The sequence below is a fragment of the Arboricoccus pini genome (genome assembly GCF_900187945.1).
GTDB classification, from domain to species: domain Bacteria; phylum Pseudomonadota; class Alphaproteobacteria; order Geminicoccales; family Geminicoccaceae; genus Arboricoccus; species Arboricoccus pini.
This window is the reverse complement of sequence record NZ_FYEH01000005.1, coordinates 181276-199308: the sequence shown is the minus strand read 5'-3', so window position 1 is coordinate 199308 and position 18033 is coordinate 181276. Positions and strand designations below refer to the sequence as shown.

Annotated in this window: 17 protein-coding genes; 6 read left to right on the top strand and 11 right to left on the bottom strand. The window is 64.9% G+C overall.

Going from position 1 to position 18033, the window contains the following annotated elements:
* Positions 1–5: 5 nt before the first annotated feature.
* The 6 genes from CFB17_RS08955 to CFB17_RS08930 all read right to left on the bottom strand — a co-directional run bounded on the left by CFB17_RS08955 (position 6) and on the right by CFB17_RS08930 (position 6003).
* Positions 6–2375, bottom strand: a complete 2370-nt coding sequence (locus CFB17_RS08955) for an MMPL family transporter (protein WP_133063873.1) — start codon at positions 2373–2375, stop codon at positions 6–8.
* Positions 2376–2380: 5 nt separating this feature from the next.
* Positions 2381–2878, bottom strand: coding sequence for an outer membrane lipoprotein carrier protein LolA (locus CFB17_RS08950; protein ID WP_088561192.1), 498 nt, complete (start codon positions 2876–2878; stop codon positions 2381–2383).
* A complete protein-coding gene (locus CFB17_RS08945; protein ID WP_088561191.1) occupies positions 2850–3917 on the bottom strand; it encodes an LpxL/LpxP family acyltransferase in 1068 nt (355 codons plus the stop codon). The genes CFB17_RS08950 and CFB17_RS08945 overlap by 29 nt, the downstream gene beginning before the upstream one ends.
* On the bottom strand, positions 3914–4231 hold the full coding sequence (locus CFB17_RS08940; RefSeq protein ID WP_088561190.1) for a hypothetical protein: 318 nt from the start codon (positions 4229–4231) through the stop codon (positions 3914–3916). Before CFB17_RS08940 ends, CFB17_RS08945 begins: the two co-directional genes overlap by 4 nt.
* Positions 4228–5640 carry an AMP-binding protein gene (locus CFB17_RS08935; protein ID WP_165769510.1) on the bottom strand — a complete coding sequence of 471 codons (1413 nt, stop codon included), beginning with the start codon at positions 5638–5640 and terminating at the stop codon, positions 4228–4230. The genes CFB17_RS08940 and CFB17_RS08935 overlap by 4 nt, the downstream gene beginning before the upstream one ends.
* A gap of 66 nt (positions 5641–5706) precedes the next feature.
* Complete coding sequence (locus tag CFB17_RS08930) at positions 5707–6003, bottom strand: phosphopantetheine-binding protein (protein ID WP_243389820.1); 297 nt, start codon at positions 6001–6003, stop codon at positions 5707–5709.
* Positions 6004–6261: 258 nt separating this feature from the next.
* Here CFB17_RS08930 and CFB17_RS08920 point away from each other — a divergent pair, with 258 nt between their 5' ends.
* On the top strand, positions 6262–7107 hold the full coding sequence (locus tag CFB17_RS08920) for a polysaccharide deacetylase family protein (protein ID WP_088561187.1): 846 nt from the start codon (positions 6262–6264) through the stop codon (positions 7105–7107).
* A gap of 20 nt (positions 7108–7127) precedes the next feature.
* Here the strand turns inward: CFB17_RS08920 and CFB17_RS08915 are convergent, their stop codons facing one another.
* Complete coding sequence (locus tag CFB17_RS08915) at positions 7128–8819, bottom strand: cisplatin damage response ATP-dependent DNA ligase (RefSeq protein WP_088561311.1); 1692 nt, start codon at positions 8817–8819, stop codon at positions 7128–7130.
* Positions 8820–8999: 180 nt separating this feature from the next.
* Between CFB17_RS08915 and CFB17_RS08910 the strand changes: the two genes are divergently transcribed.
* The 3 genes from CFB17_RS08910 to CFB17_RS08900 all read left to right on the top strand — a co-directional run bounded on the left by CFB17_RS08910 (position 9000) and on the right by CFB17_RS08900 (position 10408).
* On the top strand, positions 9000–9452 hold the full coding sequence (locus tag CFB17_RS08910; RefSeq protein ID WP_088561186.1) for a YcgJ family protein: 453 nt from the start codon (positions 9000–9002) through the stop codon (positions 9450–9452).
* A 119-nt stretch (positions 9453–9571) separates the two neighbouring features.
* Positions 9572–10018 carry a response regulator gene (locus CFB17_RS08905; RefSeq protein WP_165769509.1) on the top strand — a complete coding sequence of 149 codons (447 nt, stop codon included), beginning with the start codon at positions 9572–9574 and terminating at the stop codon, positions 10016–10018.
* A 15-nt stretch (positions 10019–10033) separates the two neighbouring features.
* Entirely contained in the window at positions 10034–10408 is a 375-nt protein-coding gene (locus tag CFB17_RS08900) for an Hpt domain-containing protein (RefSeq protein WP_088561184.1), read from the top strand.
* On the opposite strand, the gene CFB17_RS08895 is transcribed toward CFB17_RS08900, so the two are convergent.
* The 4 genes from CFB17_RS08895 to CFB17_RS08880 all read right to left on the bottom strand — a co-directional run bounded on the left by CFB17_RS08895 (position 10387) and on the right by CFB17_RS08880 (position 15879).
* Positions 10387–11406 (bottom strand): ligase-associated DNA damage response exonuclease, encoded by a 1020-nt coding sequence (locus tag CFB17_RS08895; RefSeq protein ID WP_088561310.1) that lies wholly within the window; start codon positions 11404–11406, stop codon positions 10387–10389. The two genes, CFB17_RS08900 and CFB17_RS08895, sit on opposite strands and share 22 nt — an antisense overlap.
* An 89-nt stretch (positions 11407–11495) precedes the next feature.
* Entirely contained in the window at positions 11496–12260 is a 765-nt protein-coding gene (locus CFB17_RS08890; protein WP_088561183.1) for a hypothetical protein, read from the bottom strand.
* A 118-nt stretch (positions 12261–12378) separates the two neighbouring features.
* On the bottom strand, positions 12379–14775 hold the full coding sequence (locus CFB17_RS08885) for a membrane-bound PQQ-dependent dehydrogenase, glucose/quinate/shikimate family (RefSeq protein ID WP_088561182.1): 2397 nt from the start codon (positions 14773–14775) through the stop codon (positions 12379–12381).
* A 216-nt stretch (positions 14776–14991) separates the two neighbouring features.
* Positions 14992–15879 carry a LysR substrate-binding domain-containing protein gene (locus tag CFB17_RS08880; protein WP_088561181.1) on the bottom strand — a complete coding sequence of 296 codons (888 nt, stop codon included), beginning with the start codon at positions 15877–15879 and terminating at the stop codon, positions 14992–14994.
* Positions 15880–16070: 191 nt separating this feature from the next.
* On the opposite strand from CFB17_RS08880, the gene CFB17_RS08875 reads away from it, so the two are divergent.
* Both CFB17_RS08875 and CFB17_RS08870 read left to right on the top strand, forming a co-directional pair.
* A complete protein-coding gene (locus CFB17_RS08875; protein WP_088561180.1) occupies positions 16071–17534 on the top strand; it encodes a catalase in 1464 nt (487 codons plus the stop codon).
* A gap of 225 nt (positions 17535–17759) precedes the next feature.
* Positions 17760–18002 (top strand): hypothetical protein, encoded by a 243-nt coding sequence (locus tag CFB17_RS08870; RefSeq protein ID WP_088561179.1) that lies wholly within the window; start codon positions 17760–17762, stop codon positions 18000–18002.
* Positions 18003–18033: the final 31 nt, after the last annotated feature.

Below are 18033 nucleotides of genomic sequence, written 5' to 3'. Positions count from 1 at the left end.
GGGGCTCATGCCAGGGTCTCCGGGTCAGCGGGCCGCGGACTCAGGGCTATGGCCAGGATCAGGGCGGTGGCAACGCCGGTGACGACGGTGAGGCCGATGCCGGAGAGGACCGGATTGCGGCAGAAGATCAGGAGCCCGAAGGTCAAGAGCGTGGCGGCCGCGCAGTTCAGGACCGAGCCCAGCGCCAAGGCGGCCTCTTTGGGCGAGGGACGCGCTTTGGCGGCCCGGCCTCCGGCGTTGCGACGGTTGAGAAACAGGCCGTAATCGATGCTGACACCCACCATCAAGAGGAGGGAGGCCAGATTGAAGAGATTGGGCGCCTTGCCCAAAAGGTCAGGAACGGCCAGGGCGACGAGGGCGGCACCCAGGGCCGGGCCGGCAACACGCAGGACCGTTCGATGGTCGCGTTGGATGGCCGCCAACATCAAGAGCATCAAGAAGCCTCCCAGGGCCAGCCAGCGCAGGGCCTCTCCTAGATAGTCGCCCACCAGGCTTTCGGTTTCACCCTTTGTGTCGATGAGAATGAGATGCGGATCGTCCAAGGCGTTCAGGGTTCGGGCGATCCTGGCTGGATCTTGGACATCGTTCAATGTGGCGAGCCCGTGATTGGCGTGGCCGTCGATGACGAGGAGCGATTCCAGCCGGGCCTGCAAGGCAGGCGAGGTAAAGACCTTGAGCGTCAAGGGCGGCAAGGCGCGGCTGGCTTCGACATCCGCCTTGAAGCCGTCGAAGGCGGTGGGCTTGAAGGGCAGGCCCGCCATGGCCGCTTCGAGTGACGCTGCCAGACGTGTCGGGTCGGGCAAAGCCCGTTGGCGCCAAAGCTGCGTGGCGGTGCTGGGCAGATAGCGGCTGGGCAGCTCGAACGAGCCCATGGCTCCCTCGCTTACGAGTTGATCAAGCGTCGGCTCCAGCCGTTCGGCCGCCTCAAGTATTTCCTCCTCGCTGCCTCCCTGGATCGCCACCAGATAGCGCACGTCAGGCGCGCCTATCTGGTGGCGCATCTCTTCATCGAGATTCTGCTCGGCCTTGGGCACGGGACTGAGGTCGGCAAGATTGGTCGTGAAGTGCACGCCGCCTTTGACGATCAGGCAGAGGATAGTGACCAGGAGCGGCAGGGCCAGCCAAAAGCGATATGTCCGCAGCCGATCGGCGAGACGCAGCCAGAAAGGAGCCGCACTCTGATCGCGGACATGGATGGCGCTTGTCAGATGGGGCAGCACGAAGCGCGTCATGAGGCCGGCGGAGGTCACGCCCACGACCGAGAATAGACCGAGCTGGGCCAGGCCCGCAAAGCTCGACATCAGCATCACGACAAGGCCCAGAAGGGCCGCGCCCACAGCCTGGGCCAAGGTCGGCCATAGGCGACGGGCGGCGTCCAGGAGGCTCTCTTCCAGGCGTCGCTGGCCGATGACGAGAAGCGGATAGTCGGCCGTTACCCCCAGCATCGTCATGCCAAAGCCCAGCGTGATGCCATGCACGAAGCCGAAGGCCGCCTGGACGGCCAGGGCCGCGGCCAGGGCACCGGTGCCGAGCGTGACGGCGACAGCGCCCAGGACCAGAAAGGAGCGATGGCGCCAATAGAGGAAGAGGACGACGAGGAGGCTTGAGAGGATCGAGACGAATTCGGCATCACCTTTGATGGTATCGGCGGATGCGACGGCGAAGATGCCGGGTCCGCTCAGGAGCAGGCGAGCCTGACTGTGCGAGGCGACGAAGGCTGCCTCGATGCGTTCCTTGGCCTGGCGTTGTCCCTCGATGTCGAGGCCCTGGCCCGTCGTGCGTAGAAGAAGGAGGGCGCGGGGAGGCCGGCCGGCGGCATCGGGCGCGAACCAGACGCCTTCCTTGAGCGTGATCTGGCTGGAACCCAGCCAGGCCTTGAGGAGATAGGGAAAGGCGCCGATCGGATCGCTCAGGCCGAAGCGCGCGGCCATCATGCCGCCAGCGCCCGAAAGTTCGCCCAGAAGACGGGTGAGATCGCCGTGCAGGGAGGAGGATTCAAAGGCCCCGGAACTCGTCCGGGCGGAGAGCAGATAGCGATAGCGAAAGAGAAATGTCTGCTCGCTGCCATCCAGGCCCGTGGCACCGTTCGCCACCAGCTTGAAGTGAGGATCAGCCGCTAGATCACCGGCCATGGTCCGGCTCAGCCCGGCGAGTTCGGCCTCAGGAGCCCCTTCGAGCCCGACCAGGATCAGCGTGGCGGCCGGACCCTCGCGCAGCTGCTCGATCAAAAAGCGTTGTGCGGCGGTGCCACCGGGCGGCAGGAAGGCCGCCATGTCGGTGCGGATCTGCACGACGCGACCCACCAAGAGGAGAGAGAGAACGGCCAGCGTCAAAAGGACCAGTCCGACTTGGAACGCCTGCCGCCTGATGGACATCAAGGTTAGTTGCCAACAGCCAGGGGCTGGATCTGCATGCTGCTGAGATCACCGTTGGGCTGGATTGTCGTGACGTCTTGCACCGTACCCTCGCGGCCCTCGATGCGCACCACTTTCAAGAGCTCCTTGACCCTGGCCTCGGTCGGCACCAGCGTCAGTTTCCAGCCTGGCGCCTGGCCCTCCAGGCCGACGCTGTAATGCGCGCGCAGACTTTGGATGTCGCCTGCCAGCACGCCACGGACCGCCTCGACGAGGCTGGCGAGTTCCGGCACCTGCCGCAGGTCAAGGTCGTAGTGGACATTCTCCGCCGGTTTGTCGAGGAGGAGGCGATTGCCGTCGACGACGAGATCCTCGGTGATCGGGCTCGTCGTGTGCTTCTCCAGCCGGGCCGGCGCGCGAAAACGCAGCCAGCCCTGGCTCACCACGGGCTGGTCCAGCGCCGAGAGATGTTTCTCCTCCTTGAAACTGGCATCCTTAGAGGAAGTGGCCGCCAGGAGCGCCATGAGCTGCTCGATGCTTAAGGTCGGCGCATTCTGCGCCTGGCCTGGGGCTGTCGGCATGAGCAGCAAGAGCAGGCCGAGGCTCAGGATGCGGGGCCAGGACGTCGTGCGCGGGCGTCGATGGAGAATCGGAGGCAGGCGCGGCACCGGTGCTCCAGAAATCGTAGAAATTGAACCAGTTATAGGGAGCCTCCAGGGCGCGGGCGGCAAGCTTGTCGGCATAGAGCTGAACCCAATGGGCGAGGTCCGTCTGTCTGGTGTCGCGCCCGAGCGTCAGCCGTTCGGTCAAAAGCTCGAAACGGATCTCGTAGTGGCGCCCGCCCCGCAGGATGCCGTGAAAGAGGATGACGGGTACCTTGAGGATGGCGGCCAGGATGAAAGGACCGATGGCGAAATAGGCAGGGCGGCCCATGAACATGGCCTTTTCGACCTTCTCGCCCGCCGGCACGCGGTCGCCCAGCATGCCGACCAGCGCGCCCCGGTCCAATTCCTCCTTGACCCTGAGCATGGCATCGGGGGTGCCGATCTGGATGATGTCGTCCAGTCGGGCCGGGTTGAGCGCGGCGAAAACTTCATTGGCGTAGGTCGAATTCTCCGCATACATCAAGACCTTGACCGGAACGGGACAACCGATTTCCGAAGCCTGGTCCGCCAGCGCCCGCAAGATCTCGAAGCTGCCCAGATGCGCGCCCAGGAGAAGGCAGCCCTGGCCCTTGGCGATCCACGCCCGCACCATGTCCATTCCCTCGACCTCGATCTTGTAGCCCTCCAGCCGGCTCTGCAGCACGAAGGCGCGATCGAAGATCGTCGAGGCAAAGGTGAAATAATGCCGAAAGAGGTCGAGCCAGCCAGGCTTGCGGCCAAGAGCCGTCGCCAGGAACTGCCGTGAGGCCCGTCTGTCCGAGGCCAGAAGGAAGTAGAGCGTGATCGGATAGAGGAGCGTGTGGCCGAAGCGCCAGCCCAGGTGGACCGTCAGCCAGGCCATCAGCCTGAGGACGAAGCGATTGCCCCGTTCCTTCTTGCGGCTCCATTCGGTGTTCATGCAGGGCTGCCGTAGCGGGCCGCGCCCTGCAGGAGCGGCTTCTCGCCTTGGAGAAGCGTAAAGGCAACCTTTGCTTGCTCGCCAACGAGATCAAGCTCGGCCTTTAAAGTCATGACAGAGCCCGGGAAAATCTGTCCCATGAACTTCACCCGCGGCAGCTGGACGGGTGGTTCGAGCTGCCAGCGTTCCGCCAAGATCGCCAGGATGCGTGCCAGGATGGCGGCCCCGGGCAGGAGGGCGTGGGCAGGAAAGTGACCCTCGAAGGCCGGATCATCCGCCTCGATCGCGATCGTCTGGCAAAACCCGGCCTTCATGCCTCCGCCGCCGGGTTCGACTGGACCAGGCGGAGGAGCTGGTCGCGTGGAATCTTGCCGAGCTCGTTGCGAGGCAAAGCCGAAACGAGGGTCAACTGGCGGGGCAGGAAGGCGGGTTCGACACGCCGGCGCAATTCCCGCTCGATGGCGGGCAGATCCGTCGCGGCGGCCACGACGAAGGCGAGGAGGCGCGTGGCGGGGTTGGTCTCGAGCTCGGGCGGTGCCACGAAAAGACCGTCCCGCACGCCCTCGATCTGACGCAGGATCGCCGAAAGGCCGGCCAGCGACGCCCGCCGGCCGGCACGCTTGACGATGTCGGTGCGTCGGCCGATGAGGCGAAAGCATCCTCCCCCCAGTAGCTCCGTCCGGTCGCTCAGCTCCACGCCCGACGGCAGATAGGGCACCTCGACCAGGACGCGCTCATCGCCGAGGTCTTGCAGCTCGACGCCTGGATAGGCCTGCCAGACATCGCCATCCAGGGTTCGCCGGCTGGCGATCGAGCCCACTTCGGTGGCCCCGAAGATTTCCAGCACCGGGGCTTGCCAGGCACGCTCGGCGGCCTCCGCCAGGCCTGCCGGCAAAGGTGCCGTGGCGGAGATCACGCCGGCCAGGGGTGCCAGCCCCTCCTTCACGGCTAAGAATTTGTCCATCTGGAAGGGCGTGGTGACGAGATAGCGGGGTGCCGGGACGGTCGACAGCGCCAGGCTCACGTCGCGCGGAAAGAAGGCGGTACCGGCGAAGGTCGCGCAATTGGCGTGCAGCGGCAGAAGGATCGTCGTCTCGAAGCCATACATATGCTGGCCGGGCACCGTGCCGACGAGGCTCGCGGTCAAGGGCCCGTCGAAGCCGAAGCGCTTGGCGGCGGCCCGGCTGCATTGCCAAAGTGCCGCGAAGGGCTTGGCATTGCCGACCGGTCGCCCGGTGCTGCCGGAGGTGAAGACGATGGCGGCTGGATGCCAGGCCGGGATCATCGGTACCGCGCAAGAGGCCATGGCTGCGGGCGTGCTCCCTGGTGCTGGCCAGCAAAGCGTCGGCAACACGCTGGCTGCCGCCTCCTCGGCCTCGTCCAGGACATAGGCCCCCTCATGATCGGCGGCGATCTCGGCCAGGCGATGTGGGCTGCGATCACTCGTCAGGAGGCTGGTCTGGCCGCGGATCAGGGCGGCGGCGAAGCCCACGAGGAAGCGGTAGCGATCAGTCCAGAGATTGATGACGAACGGCCGCTCCGGCAGCTGCCCGGCGAGGTGGCGCACATCCTTCAGGAAGCCGGCGACGGTGCAAGCCTCGCCATTTCGCCAGGCGATGACCTCCTCCAGCGCGCGCGTGACCAGCGGCAGGCAGGCGGCCGGGGCCAGGGCCGGGGGCGCCAAGGGCGAGATTGGCTGAAAGTCTGGGATCAAGGCCGGCATCGACATCAAGACGGCGTGCGCCGGCCCGGGCCTGAGAGACGCAAGGGCGACATCCGGCAGGCTTCCTTATTTCGTCCGATGCTGGGCGATATGGGCGGCAAGGCTTCGCAGATTGGCGAAGATCTGGTGATTTTGCTCATCGTCGGACTTGAGATGCATGCCAAAGCTTTGCGACACGGCAAGGGCGATCTCGAGCGCGTCGATCGAATCCAGCCCCAGCCCGTCGCGAAACAAAGGGTCCAGGGGCGAGATCGACTCGGGCTCGATCTCGAGATGCAGCGTGTCGACGATCAGGCGGGCAAGCTGGCGCTCCAATGCCGGATCCGTGGCGGGCATGGCATTGCCGGATTCAAGGGACGTCATGCCTGATCTACTTATCCTCTTTCTATTGTTGAACCTCGAGGGCTTCGGGCATGCCTCAAGAGAGAGCACGTACTCGCCAGTCCAGTGCATCGCGGTTAAAACGACGCAGAAGGCGGCACTTAGCTTGCTTCGTATGGGGATGAAAAGCCATCTTAAGGTGCGGCTTGAAGAATTTTCGCCTCACCCGTAGCGCGAATACAGCATGAGCATCCCATCACCGGGCCGCGTTCGGCCCGCCATCCGGCTTTCCACTGCAAGATGACCCCCCAGGATTTCGCCTGCCTGCCCGAGCTCTTCACCTTCACGGTCGACGTCGAGGCGCATCGTGAAGGATCGACAGGCATCGCGCGCTGCCGGCAGGCCACGCACGCCATCCTCGACTTTCTCGAGAGCGGCGCGCAGCAGGGCACGTTCTTCATCCTGGGCAGCCTCGCCAAGGCGGCCCCGGATATCGTGCGTGCCATTGCCCAGCGCGGCCACGAGATCGCCAGCCACGCCGTCGATCATCTGCCCATGGAACGCCAGGATCGCCAAAGCTTCGGCCAGGAGATCAAGGACAGCCGCCATTTCCTCGAGGATCTGAGCAGCAGCCCCGTCCTGGGCTTTCGCGCTCCCTTCTTTTCGCTGACCAGCAAGGCCGAGTGGGCAATCGCCGAGCTTTTGCACGCGGGCTTCACCTATTCCTCCAGCATCGTGCCCGGCCGCAGTTTCGTGCGCTCCTGGCCAGGTGCTCCTGCTGATCCGTTCCTCTGGCCAGGGGGGCTTTTGGAGCTTCCTTGTCCGATCGGCCGGCTTGGCCGGCTGCCGATGGGGCTGCCCTGCCTGGGCGGCATCAACCTGCGCTATCTGCCGGCCTACCGGTTGCGCCGGATGCTCAAGACCATCAAGAGCCGGGCAATCTGGACCTACTGCCATCCTTACGAATTCGACCTGGACGAGCCCTATGGCCTGGCACCCGGGATCGGCCCCCTGGCCAGCTATCTTCTCTGGGCCAACCGCCGCACGCTCATCGAACGGCTCGGGCTCTTCATGCAAGGCCGCCGGTCGGTGGCCTTCGCCCAGCGCATGGCGGAAATAAGGGGATATCTGCCGGCGGCCGGCTGAAGAGGACGCGCGCCGGGCATTCAGACGGCCCGCTCGGCCGCGATCAGCCGCTCCAGCGTCTGGACGCGGTCGGCCTCGGCCGCGGGCTTGTCCCAGCGGATGCGGCTGACGCGCGGAAAGCGCATGGCGACGCCGGATTTGTGCCGGGTCGAGCGATGGACCGAATCGAAGGCCACTTCCAGAACCAGGCCTGGCGAGACCTCTCTTACCGGCCCGAAGCGATTGACCGTATGGTCGCGGACCCAGCGATCGAGACGGCGCAATTCCTCGTCGGTAAAGCCCGAATAGGCCTTGCCGACCGGAACCAGCTCCGGGCCCAGGGCGCCATCCCGCCAGCAGCCGAACGTGTAGTCGGAATAAAAAGAGCTGCGCTTGCCATGCCCGCGCTGGGCATACATGACGACGCAATCCAAAAGATGCGCCTCGCGTTTCCACTTCCACCAATAGCCTTTCGGCCGGCCCGATAGATAAAGGCTGTCCTTGCGCTTGAGCATCAGGCCTTCGCGCGGGGTACCACGAACCTCTCTGCGCATCACGTCCAAGACCTCCATGGGTGCCATCGGCACCAGCGGAGAGAGGTCCATGCGTAAGGGCCGCTCGCGCGCCATGAAGGCTTCGAGGCGCGCCCGGCGTTCCTGGAACGGCAGGCCGCGAAGATCCTCCTTGTCGTCGAAGAGAATGTCGTAGACCCGTACGAAGGCCGGATAGCGCTCCAGCATAGCCGGCGAGACCTGTTTGCGGCCCAGACGCTGCTGCAGGTCGTTGAAGCTCTCGACGGCCCCTTCCGCCTCACCGACCTCATCCTTGGCCACCGGCAGGCCCGGATCGACCGCCGCGGCCGGGACCGCGATGCTGGCACCGCCCGGCTGGCCGACCAGCATCTCGCCGTCCAGCACGCCCTTGAAGCGGACGCTCTCGGCAATCTCGGGGAAGGTGGCGCTGATATCGTCGCCGGTGCGCGAATAGAGCTTCACCTGCCCGCCCTGTGCGACGACCTGGACGCGAATGCCATCCCATTTCCACTCCGCCCAATAGGCGTCGAGCTCGGCCTCGACCTTCTGCCTGTCCTCCGCCTCGATGGGATGCGCCAGCATCAAGGGCCTAAAGACCGGGGCCATGTCGGTGGCGGGCCTAGCACTCCTGCCCTCGAGCCAGGCAAAGAGCGGCAGATAAGGCGGTTCCAGGACGTGCCAGACTTCCTCGACCTCGTGTGCTGGGACCTGGCCGTGGGCGGCCAGTGCCAGCTTGGCCAGCCGGGCCGAAGCGCCCACCCGCAAGGCGCCGGTGACGAGCTTTAAGAGGGCCCAGCGGCCATTGGCGTCCAGCGTGTCCAGCCAGCCCGCCACGCGTTCGGGAAGCTCTGCCTTTTTCGTCTCGTGCAGGCCATGGACGATCGCAGTCAGGCGTGGCCAGTCGGCATGTGGACTGCCTTCGCCGCCTTGCTCCGGCCAGAGCAAGGCTGCCGTCTCCGCGAGGTCGCCGACGAAATCGTAGGACCAGCCAAAAAGAACGGGATCGGTGCGGTTGGCGAGCAATTCCCGGATCAGGCCGGCTTTGGCGTTCTTGAACGTCAGGGCACCCGTGAGGGCAGCCAGGCCGTAGCCCCGGTCGGGATCGGGCACGGCGCGAAAATAATCCACCATCAGCGCGATCTTGACGTTGCGCTGGGGCGTATAGAGCAGACGTTCCAAAAGGTCGGCGAAAGGCTTCATCTTGGTCTGGGAACGGGCCGTTCGAGGTTTCGTTGCACGTGCCGGGCCATCATCTTGCGATCCCGGCTTGCGAGCCTGGCTGACCCGGCGCATCCATGGCTCGTTCCCTCGCATGGGCGACTTTGCGGCGGTTTGCCCGTTAGAGGGAGGAACACAAAGAAGATAGATCGGGCTTGGGCGATGATCGCGGGTTCAAGGGGGCTGATCTTGCTCCTCCTCCTGACGCTGGCCGGATGCGGCGGCCCGGGCAATGGCTGGAACGGCAACGACACCTGGAACAGCCGCCCGCCCGGCTTTTATGGCTCGGGCTGGGGGCAGCCTGATGGCTTTGGCGGCCGGCACGATGACGACGACCGCTATGTTCGAGGCGATCGCCGTACGGTGTGCGATCGCAGCACCCAGACCTGCTACAAGAACGGCAATATCGACGCCTCCGAAACCCGGGATCAATTCGGCGGCAAGGCCGGGCGGCGGGCCGACGACGTCCGCGACCAATATGGCGGCGACACGTTCGTCAGGAGCCGCAACGTCGCCTGCGATCGTGGCGATCGGGTCTGCTACAAGAACGGTCGACCTGACCGCAGCGAGACGCGGGATACGTTTGGCAAGAAGGCGGCGCGCAACGTCGATTGAGACCAGTCGATGCGTCGTCCTTTCAAGCGCCTTGGCCAGGTAAGCAACAACGGAGGCTTTAAAAGCTAGCGGTTTACGCACAGCCTTGCTAGGATTAATTACCTAAAAGGTATATGCGGATGACCGAAACTTCTCATTCATCGCCGCCGCAGGAAGATGGTCTGGGCGAGCGGGTCGTTCTCCTTCTTGAGGATGATGACGTGCATGCTGCCATCATCGAGCATCTTCTGGACTCCATGGGGCTCCTCACGTTGCATGTCCGCGACCTAGCGGCTGCCCGCGCCCTGCTGCGGGAACGCTGGGTCGACATGATCGTCGCCGATCTTCTGCTGCCCGACAGCATGCCGATGAATAGCCTCTCGGCTCTCCTTGATCTGGCCGAACGAATTCCAATCGTCGTCGTCACGGCTTGGATGGTGCCGCTGCATGGCCTGCATGGTGGGACGCGGCTGAAGCTCTTCGATAAATGCCAATTCGATCCGGGCGCCTTCAAGGTGCTGGTGCGCTATCTGCTCAGCTCGGCAGCGCCCGAGGAGCGGCTCAATCCTTTCGTCGATCCGCTTTAGGGAAGAGGTTTTGCCATGCCGACGGACCTGGTGATCGACCCCCTCGTCGACGAAGCCTACCAGGCTACCTTGCGCGTGCTCATGGGCGCGGGCTTCGAGCCGGCGATGGACCGCTTCGCCTTGCGCCTGCGCGAGGCACAACAGCAGCTGGCGATGGATCTCGATCGGCCCGAGCGCCTCAAACTGGTGCATAATCTGGCGGGCACAGGCGGCATGCTGGGCTTTAGCGAGCTCTCCCGCTGTGCTGCCTTGCTGCAGCAGTGTCTTTTGGCAGGCGGCTCCGACGAGGCGGGGGATTATCGGCGCCTGCTGCAAGCGTTGGAGCGGACCCTTGCCCGCCTCGATGGCGAAAAAGCGGCCGGCCGGCCTCAACCTTCCTCCTCCTCGTAGCCCAGAAGGGCCAGCGCCTGGGCGCGGATGCCCTTTTGCGTGGCCGCATGGACCAGGGCTTCCTCGCGGCCATGCGTCACCCAGACCTCCGGGGCCCGCACATCATCCAAGGTGCGCAAAAGCTCGTCCCAGTCGGCATGGTCGGAGATGACGAGCGGCAGCTCGACGCCGCGTTGGCGCGCCCGCTGCTTGACCCGCATCCAGCCCGAGGCCAGGCAGATCACCGGATCGGGCAGGCGCCGTGCCCAGCGATCGGCGATGGCGCCGGGCGGGGCGATCACGATCTCGCCCGCCAGATCCGAGCGCGTCTCCCTGCTTCCCAGCGTGGCCGGGCAAAGCGGCCCCAGTGCCACGCCATACTGGCCATAGAGCGCGCACATGGCCTGGAGCGCCCCGTGCAGATGGATGGGCCGCTCCCAGCCCGCCGCGCGCAGGAGGGCGATCACCCGCTGCGCCTTGCCCAGGCTGTAGGCGCCGATCAGATGGCAACGTTCCGGAAAGATCCTGACCGAGCGCAGAAGCCGGTCGATCTCGGCCATGGCCGGCGGATGGCGAAAGACCGGCAGGCCGAAGGTCGCCTCGGTGACGAAGACATCGCAGACAACCACCTCGAAGGCCTGACAGGTCGGGTCCGAGGCACGCTTATAGTCGCCCGAGACCACGACGCGCATGCCCGCATATTCGAGCACCACCTGGGCCGAGCCCAGCACATGCCCGGCCGGTGCCAGCCACACCTCGACCTCGCCGATCCGCACGCGCTGACCAAGTGGCAAAGGCCGTCGCGTCCCGCCGGCGGCCTCGCCCAGCCGCAGGCCCATGATGGCCAGCGTCTCGGGCGTGGCGATGACCTCGGCATGGCCGCCTCGCGCATGGTCGGAATGTCCGTGCGTGATGACGGCCTTGGCCACGGGTCGCAGGGGATCGACGAAAAATCCGCCAGCTCGCACATACAACCCTTCGGGCCTGACCTCGATCCAGTCCTGCGCACGTTTCACCATGCATGGAAGAAATAGATGAAAGACAGGGCGCGCCAAGCTTGGCGGGGCCGATCGACGATCTGCGGCGCAAGCGCGCCATCCGCCCCGTCTCATGCGGGTGGCCCGGTGCCATAACGACCGATCTTGCGTGCATTCTCCAGCCGGATCGCCGCCCGCATGCTCTCAGCCGGCCGCTCGTGCCAGTATCTTGCCACGCCGCACGCCGTCAGCTCCAGACGAAGCGCCGGCAGCGCATGCGGTCCAAGACCGGTACCCATCCGCTCGGCTTCCGACGCCAGCTTGTCCGCCAGCCGATTCAATTCGGCCCTGTTGTCCCGCGCCACCCGGCGCAGATCGGCCAGCGCTTCCGCTTCCTCGGCATGCTCGGATATCGCCGCACAGTGACTCCAGTCGCCCGGAGGCTGGCGCGGCTCCTTGGGCGGCGTGGATGGAGGCCACACCGGCTGGGGCTGACTCTCCCCTGCGGCCGCCTCGGCCTTCGCCACCACACGTTCGGCCATGCTCCGAGCCGGATCACGGCCCCGGTTCTGCTCGTAGAGGACGAACATGGCAACGCGCATGTCGCCCGTCTCCAGCCCCATCTCCAGGATGGCCAGCGCCAGCGGCGCCAGTCGGGCGATGCGCTCCTCATAAGGGAGTGCCGCCATGGTGCTGTAATGCCGAAGCAGCTCCTGGAATTCCTCATCCCGGAGCAGCTTCTCGACTTCCATGAGGGAGACCCGGTTCACCCGGGCCAGGTCGGCGGCACTGCGGCCCCCGGCCAGCGCTTGTGCGGTACGGCGCCGGTCGCGCCTGGCCCAGAAGGGATAGCGGCGCGAAGGCGGCTTGGGGCAGAGGCGGTCGGTCCAGTCCATGAGCGAAAGTATACTAGGAACATAGTCCTTGTACAAGAACGCTCCGGCGATGCCGTCTCCTCTCGTCCCATTGGCCCCGGATTTAGAAAGGCTTCCTTCCTTGATCCGGGGCCTGCTTTCAGCTCTTGCCCGGCAGAGCGTAGGCGATGAGAGCATCGCCTGCGGGGGTGAGCATGCTGTGATGGCCCCCGGCCATGATCACGACATACTGTTTGCCGCCTTGCTCGTAGAGCATCGGGGCCGACTGGCCGCCCGCCGGCAGAGCCACCGACCAGACGGTCTTGCCGGTCGATAGGTCGATCGCGCGGAGATGGTCGTCGGTGGTGGTGGCGATGAAGATCAGGCCGCTGGCCGTGGTCACCGCACCGCCGTTATTCGGCGTACCGATGGTAAGCGGCAGGAGCGAGGGAATACCAAAGGGTCCGTTGCGCTCCGCGGTGCCGAAGGGGTGGTCCCAAAGAGTCTTGCCGGTGGCAAGGTCGATGGCTCGAATGCCCCCATAGGGTGGCTGGGTGCAAAGCATGCCCGTCGGCATCAGCCAGCCTTGATTAGGCGAGATCCCATAAGGCTGATCCGCCGCCGGGCGGTTATAGCCCGGGCGCGGCATCTTGCTGCGCGGATCGCCCAGATAATAGACGCCCATCGCGTCGTCCTGGGCGCGCGGCACGAGCTGCGCGTAGGTCGGAAAGATATTGTAGTTCGCGACGATCACGCCCCGGCGCACGTCGACCGACAAGGAGCCCCAGTCCGACCCGCCATTATTGCCGGGCGACATGATGTAGGGTTTGTCCGCGGTGGGCGGGGTGAACATGCCCTGGTAGCTGGCCTCGCGGAACTGGATGCGGCAGAGCATCTGGTCGATCGGCGACATGCCCCACATCCGGGTTTCGGTGATGTCGGGCTGCTGGGTCGCGTTGTAGAGTGAGCGTGTCTGCGTCGGCGAGCGCTCGCCGGGCTCCACGCCCCCTTGCGGCACCGGAGTCTCCGCGACCTTGCTCAAGAGCTGGCCATTGCGCCGGTCGAGCACGAAGATGTCGCCCATCTTCGTGGTCTGGACGAGGGCCGGCACCTTGCCCGAGGGGGTGGGAAATTCCACCAGGCTCGGCTGGGCTGGCGTGTCATAGTCCCAGACGTCGTTCTTGACGAACTGGTGCACCCAGCGCGGTTTGCCCGTCTCGACATCGAGTGCCGTGACCGACGAGCCATAAGTGCGCTCCGCCTCGCTCCGCCCCGAGCTCAGATAGTCGCCCGTTGGATTGGCCATGGGGAGATAGACGAGCCCGAGGCCTTCGTCGCCCACCGCCGTCGACCACATGTCGGGCGTGCCAGGCGAGTAGGTCTTGCCTTCGGGAGGCAAGGTCGTGATATCCGGCTGGTTCATGTCCCAGGCAAAGCGCAGCTTGCCCGTGACCGCGTCCCAGCCGCGAACGACGCCCGAGGGTGCCAGGCGTCGTTCACCGTCGCGGATCTGCTGGCTCGTGACGATGACGCCATGCACGATGGTCGGCGCCGAGGTGGTGGAGACCATCGTGGGGTCGGTCGGACCCAGGTGGTCGGTCAGGTCGACATGGCCCTTGTCACCGAATCCGGCGCAGAGTTCGCCGGTCCTGGCATCGACCGCATAGATCTTGGCATCCAAGCTGCCCCAGACGATGCGGTTGGCGCAGGCGGCATCGGCCGCCGCGTCCGGCTGGTGGTAATAGGCAACACCGCGACAGGCCGAGTTGGGTGCCGAATATTCGATCGGCGTCTTGGGATCGAAGCGCCATTTCTGCTGGCCCGTCGAGGCATCGAGGGCGAAGGCCGCGTGGAGCGCCGTACAGCCATAGATCGTGTCATCGATTTTGAGCGGTGTCAGTTCGACACCGTAATTCTTGCCGATGTCGCCGGTATGGTAGACCCAGGCCTGCTGCAGACTGCCGACATTGGCAGGCGTGATCTGGTCAAGATCGGAGAAGCGCTGGCCGCCGCCGCCGCCCCATGCCGGCCAGTCGGCCGCGGCCGGCTTGGTCTGGTCGTCGAAATAGGCATTACCCGCCTGGACGCCCGGCAGCGGCAAGGGCTGGGGCGAGGATTGGCTGAGCGGCACGCCGACGACGAGGATCAGGAGGAACAAGGCCGTCAGGCCGGCACCCAGCCCGCGACGCGTGGATCTGCCATCGGCAAAACGCGAGGGCAGCAGCAAGAGCGCCAGGACGGCAAGAATGAAGGGGCCGACCAGACGAGGGATCAGCGCCCAGCCGTCGAAGCCGACTTCCCAAAGAGCCCAGGGGAAGGTCAGCACGAAGGCAACAAGATAAAGTTGCAGACCGCAAAATCGGCGGAGCACTGCAAGTGCGCCAGCGATAACGAGGAGAACGCCGATCACAACATAATACGGACTGCCGCCTAGAAAGGCGAGCTTGGCGCCCCCTACGGTCAGGCAAAGCCCGATCGCCAATAACAACAATCCAAATATGACGAGAAGAAAAATACGCCATTTGGCATATTTTGCGACAATTTCACCATGCGCCATAGAGAATTCGCCCTATGCGCAAGCATGAATACAAAACGTATTCATGAAGTGAATGCGAATTAATCATGTATATTAGGTCTCATTTTCAGGGAAAACGACAGTGTTAGAACTGCCAATAAGTCTGGCAAGCAACATGCTTTAAGCGCGTGGCAGGCATGCAGACCCACGCGCGCGCTTGCGCCATGCCCTGGCGCAAGCCGTGGTCTGCCCGGCGGGTCATCCGGTCTTGCTCAGCAGGGCGCCCAGGGCGCGAAAATCCCGTTCGCGCGGAGTCCGTCGTCGCCAGGCCAGGGCGATGGTGCGAAAGGGTGCCGGATCCTTGAAGGGGATGAGGCGGATGCGCGGATCGGCCGGCTGATCCTTGATCGCCAGGGTCGGCAAGAGCGTCACGCCGTAGCCATTGGCCACCATGGAGGCCAGGGTCGCCAGATTGGTGGCGCCGAAAGGGCCGATCCGCGCGTCGCCGCCGCCCGCGGCACAGACGTCGAGGGTCTGGTCACGCAGGCAATGGCCTTCTTCCAGGAGGAGGATCGTTTCCTGATTGAGGATCTGCGCATTCGCCCGGGCCGGCAGGTCGGCCCGGGCTACCGGGGCTGCCAGGAGGAAGGGATCGTCGAAGAGGGGGAGGGTCTCGATGCCGCTGCCGCCCAAAGGCAGGGCGGCGATGACGATGTCGAGATCGCCCCTTTGCAATTCCTCCAGAAGGGTCTGGGTCTGGGTCTCGCGCACGAGCGGCGCGCAGGCCGGGTAATGATGCTGCAAGGCCGGCAGGAGGCGGGGCAGGAGATAAGGGGCCACCGAGGGAATGACGCCCAGCCTGAGCGGACCGGTCAGCACCTTGCCCGATTGCACGCGCGCACTGTCCACCAGGTCCTGCACATCGCGCAGAATGATGGCGGCCCGGGCGGCGACGACCCGTCCCTCGGCCGTCAGGCCAATACCCTTATTGCGCCGTTCGACCAGTGTCAGACCGAGTTCGGCCTCGAGTTCCTTGATCTGCATCGAGAGCGCGGGCTGGGTGACGGCGGCGGCATCGGCGGCGCGGCCGAAATGGCGATGCCTGGCAAGCGCGTCCAGATAAGCCAATTGACGAAGCGTAGGCATGGAAGAAACCGACCAAAGGCGAAGTTCGATAAGTTTATCTTATCGCCAAGGTAAGACAATACGATTGGAACTGAACCATTTTAAAGCCGATCCTCGTTTCTGCCGGCCCGTGATCGCCGGTGGCAGCCTCGTCAGATCGCCTGCCCGCCACGGCGGCCGGCCCGCGCGATCGACGAAGGGGGAGAAAGACAGTGGCCGATAAACCCATTCTGACGACGACCGCAGGCGCACCCGTCGCCGACAACCAGAACTCGATCACCGCCGGTCCGCGCGGGCCGGTGCTGCTGCAGGACTATCAGCTGATCGAGAAGCTGGCGCACCAGAACCGCGAGCGGATCCCCGAACGGACCGTGCACGCCAAGGGTTGGGGCGCCTATGGCACACTCAAGATCACGGGCGACATTGCCAAATACACCCGGGCCAAGGTGCTCCAGCCCGGCACCGAGACGCCGATGATCGCGCGCTTCTCGACGGTTGCGGGCGAGCTCGGCGCGGCCGATGCCGAGCGCGACGTGCGCGGCTTCGCGCTCAAATTCTATACGAGCGAAGGCAACTGGGATCTGGTCGGCAACAATACACCGGTCTTCTTCATCCGCGATCCCTACAAGTTCCCAGATTTCATCCATACGCAAAAGCGGCATCCCAAGACCAACATGCGCGAGCCCACCGCCATGTGGGATTTCTGGTCGCTCTCGCCCGAGAGCCTCCATCAGGTAACCACGCTCTTTTCCGATCGTGGCCTGCCGGTCGGCGTGCGCAACATCAATGGCTATGGCTCGCACACTTTCTCGCTCTGGAACGATGCCGGCGAGCGCTACTGGGTGAAATTCCACTTCAAGACCCAGCAGGGCCACAAGCACTGGACCAATGCCGAGGCCGCCAAGGTGATCGGCGACAATCGCGAATCCACCCAACTCGACCTCTTCGAGGCGATCAAGCGGGGCGATTTTCCGAAATGGACCGTGCAGGTCCAGATCATGCCGGAACTGGACGCCGAGAAGACGCCCTATAATCCCTTCGACCTCACCAAGGTGTGGCCGCATGCGGATTACCCGCCCATCGACATCGGCGTGCTCGAGCTGAACCGCAATCCGGAGAATTATTTCGCCGAGATCGAGCAGGTCGCTTTCTCACCCTCCAACATCGTGCCGGGCATCGGTTTCTCGCCCGACAAGATGCTGCAGGCGCGCGTCTTCTCCTACGCCGACGCGCATCGCTATCGCCTTGGCACGCATTACGAGCATCTGCCGGTCAACGCCCCCAAGGTCGCCGTTCATCACTACCACAAGGACGGCCCCATGCGCTTCTTCCCGGCCCAGACCGGCAGCGAGGATGCCTATTACGAGCCGAATTCCTTTGGCGGCGCCAAGGAGGACCAGTCCTATCGCGAGCCGCCTTTGCGCATCTCGGGCGATGCTGACCGCTATAACCACCGGGAAGGCAATGACGACTACACGCAGCCCGGCAACCTGTTCCGCCTGATGACGCCCGAGCAGCAGGGCCGGCTCATGGACAATCTGGCCGAGCACATGTCGAGCATTCCCGAGGAGATCAAGCGCCGGCAGATCGCCCATTTCGCCAAGGCCGACCCTGCCTATGGCGCCGGCGTGGCGGCAAGGCTGGGGCTCACCGGTTTCGCGCAGGCGGCAGAATAGCAAGAGGCCGCTTCTCGCCGGCCGTTCCCCCGCAGACCGGTGACAGGAGGCGCGAATGATCGCCCGGATTTCCCAAAAGGAATCCGGGCGATCGCCGCTTGCGCCCGGCACACGCCAAAGCTGCACGGCGCCATTTCTTACTTTGCAGGGAACCAAAGCCCCCGGCAGCCGATCTTTAGCGGCGAGCCCGAGAGGGGCTCGCCTTGCATAAGGATGGAGGAGCCCATGGCTCGCAATCTTGAAAGCGATATCGAGCGTCTGACCCGTGGACTGGATGAGCTGCGCCGCGGCTTCTCAAGCTTCACCGGCCGCGCCTCCGGCGCCGCCGCCGACGCGGCCGATGTCGTGAGCCACCAGGTCAAGGGCGGGGCCTCAAGCCTGCAGCATGAGATCTTGAACCGGCCGCTCACCAGCATTGCCGTGGCCTTCGTGGCCGGCTTGCTCATCGGCCGCTTCACGCCACGTTGACCTCGCCAAAGGCGCGGCCCACGTGGCGGTT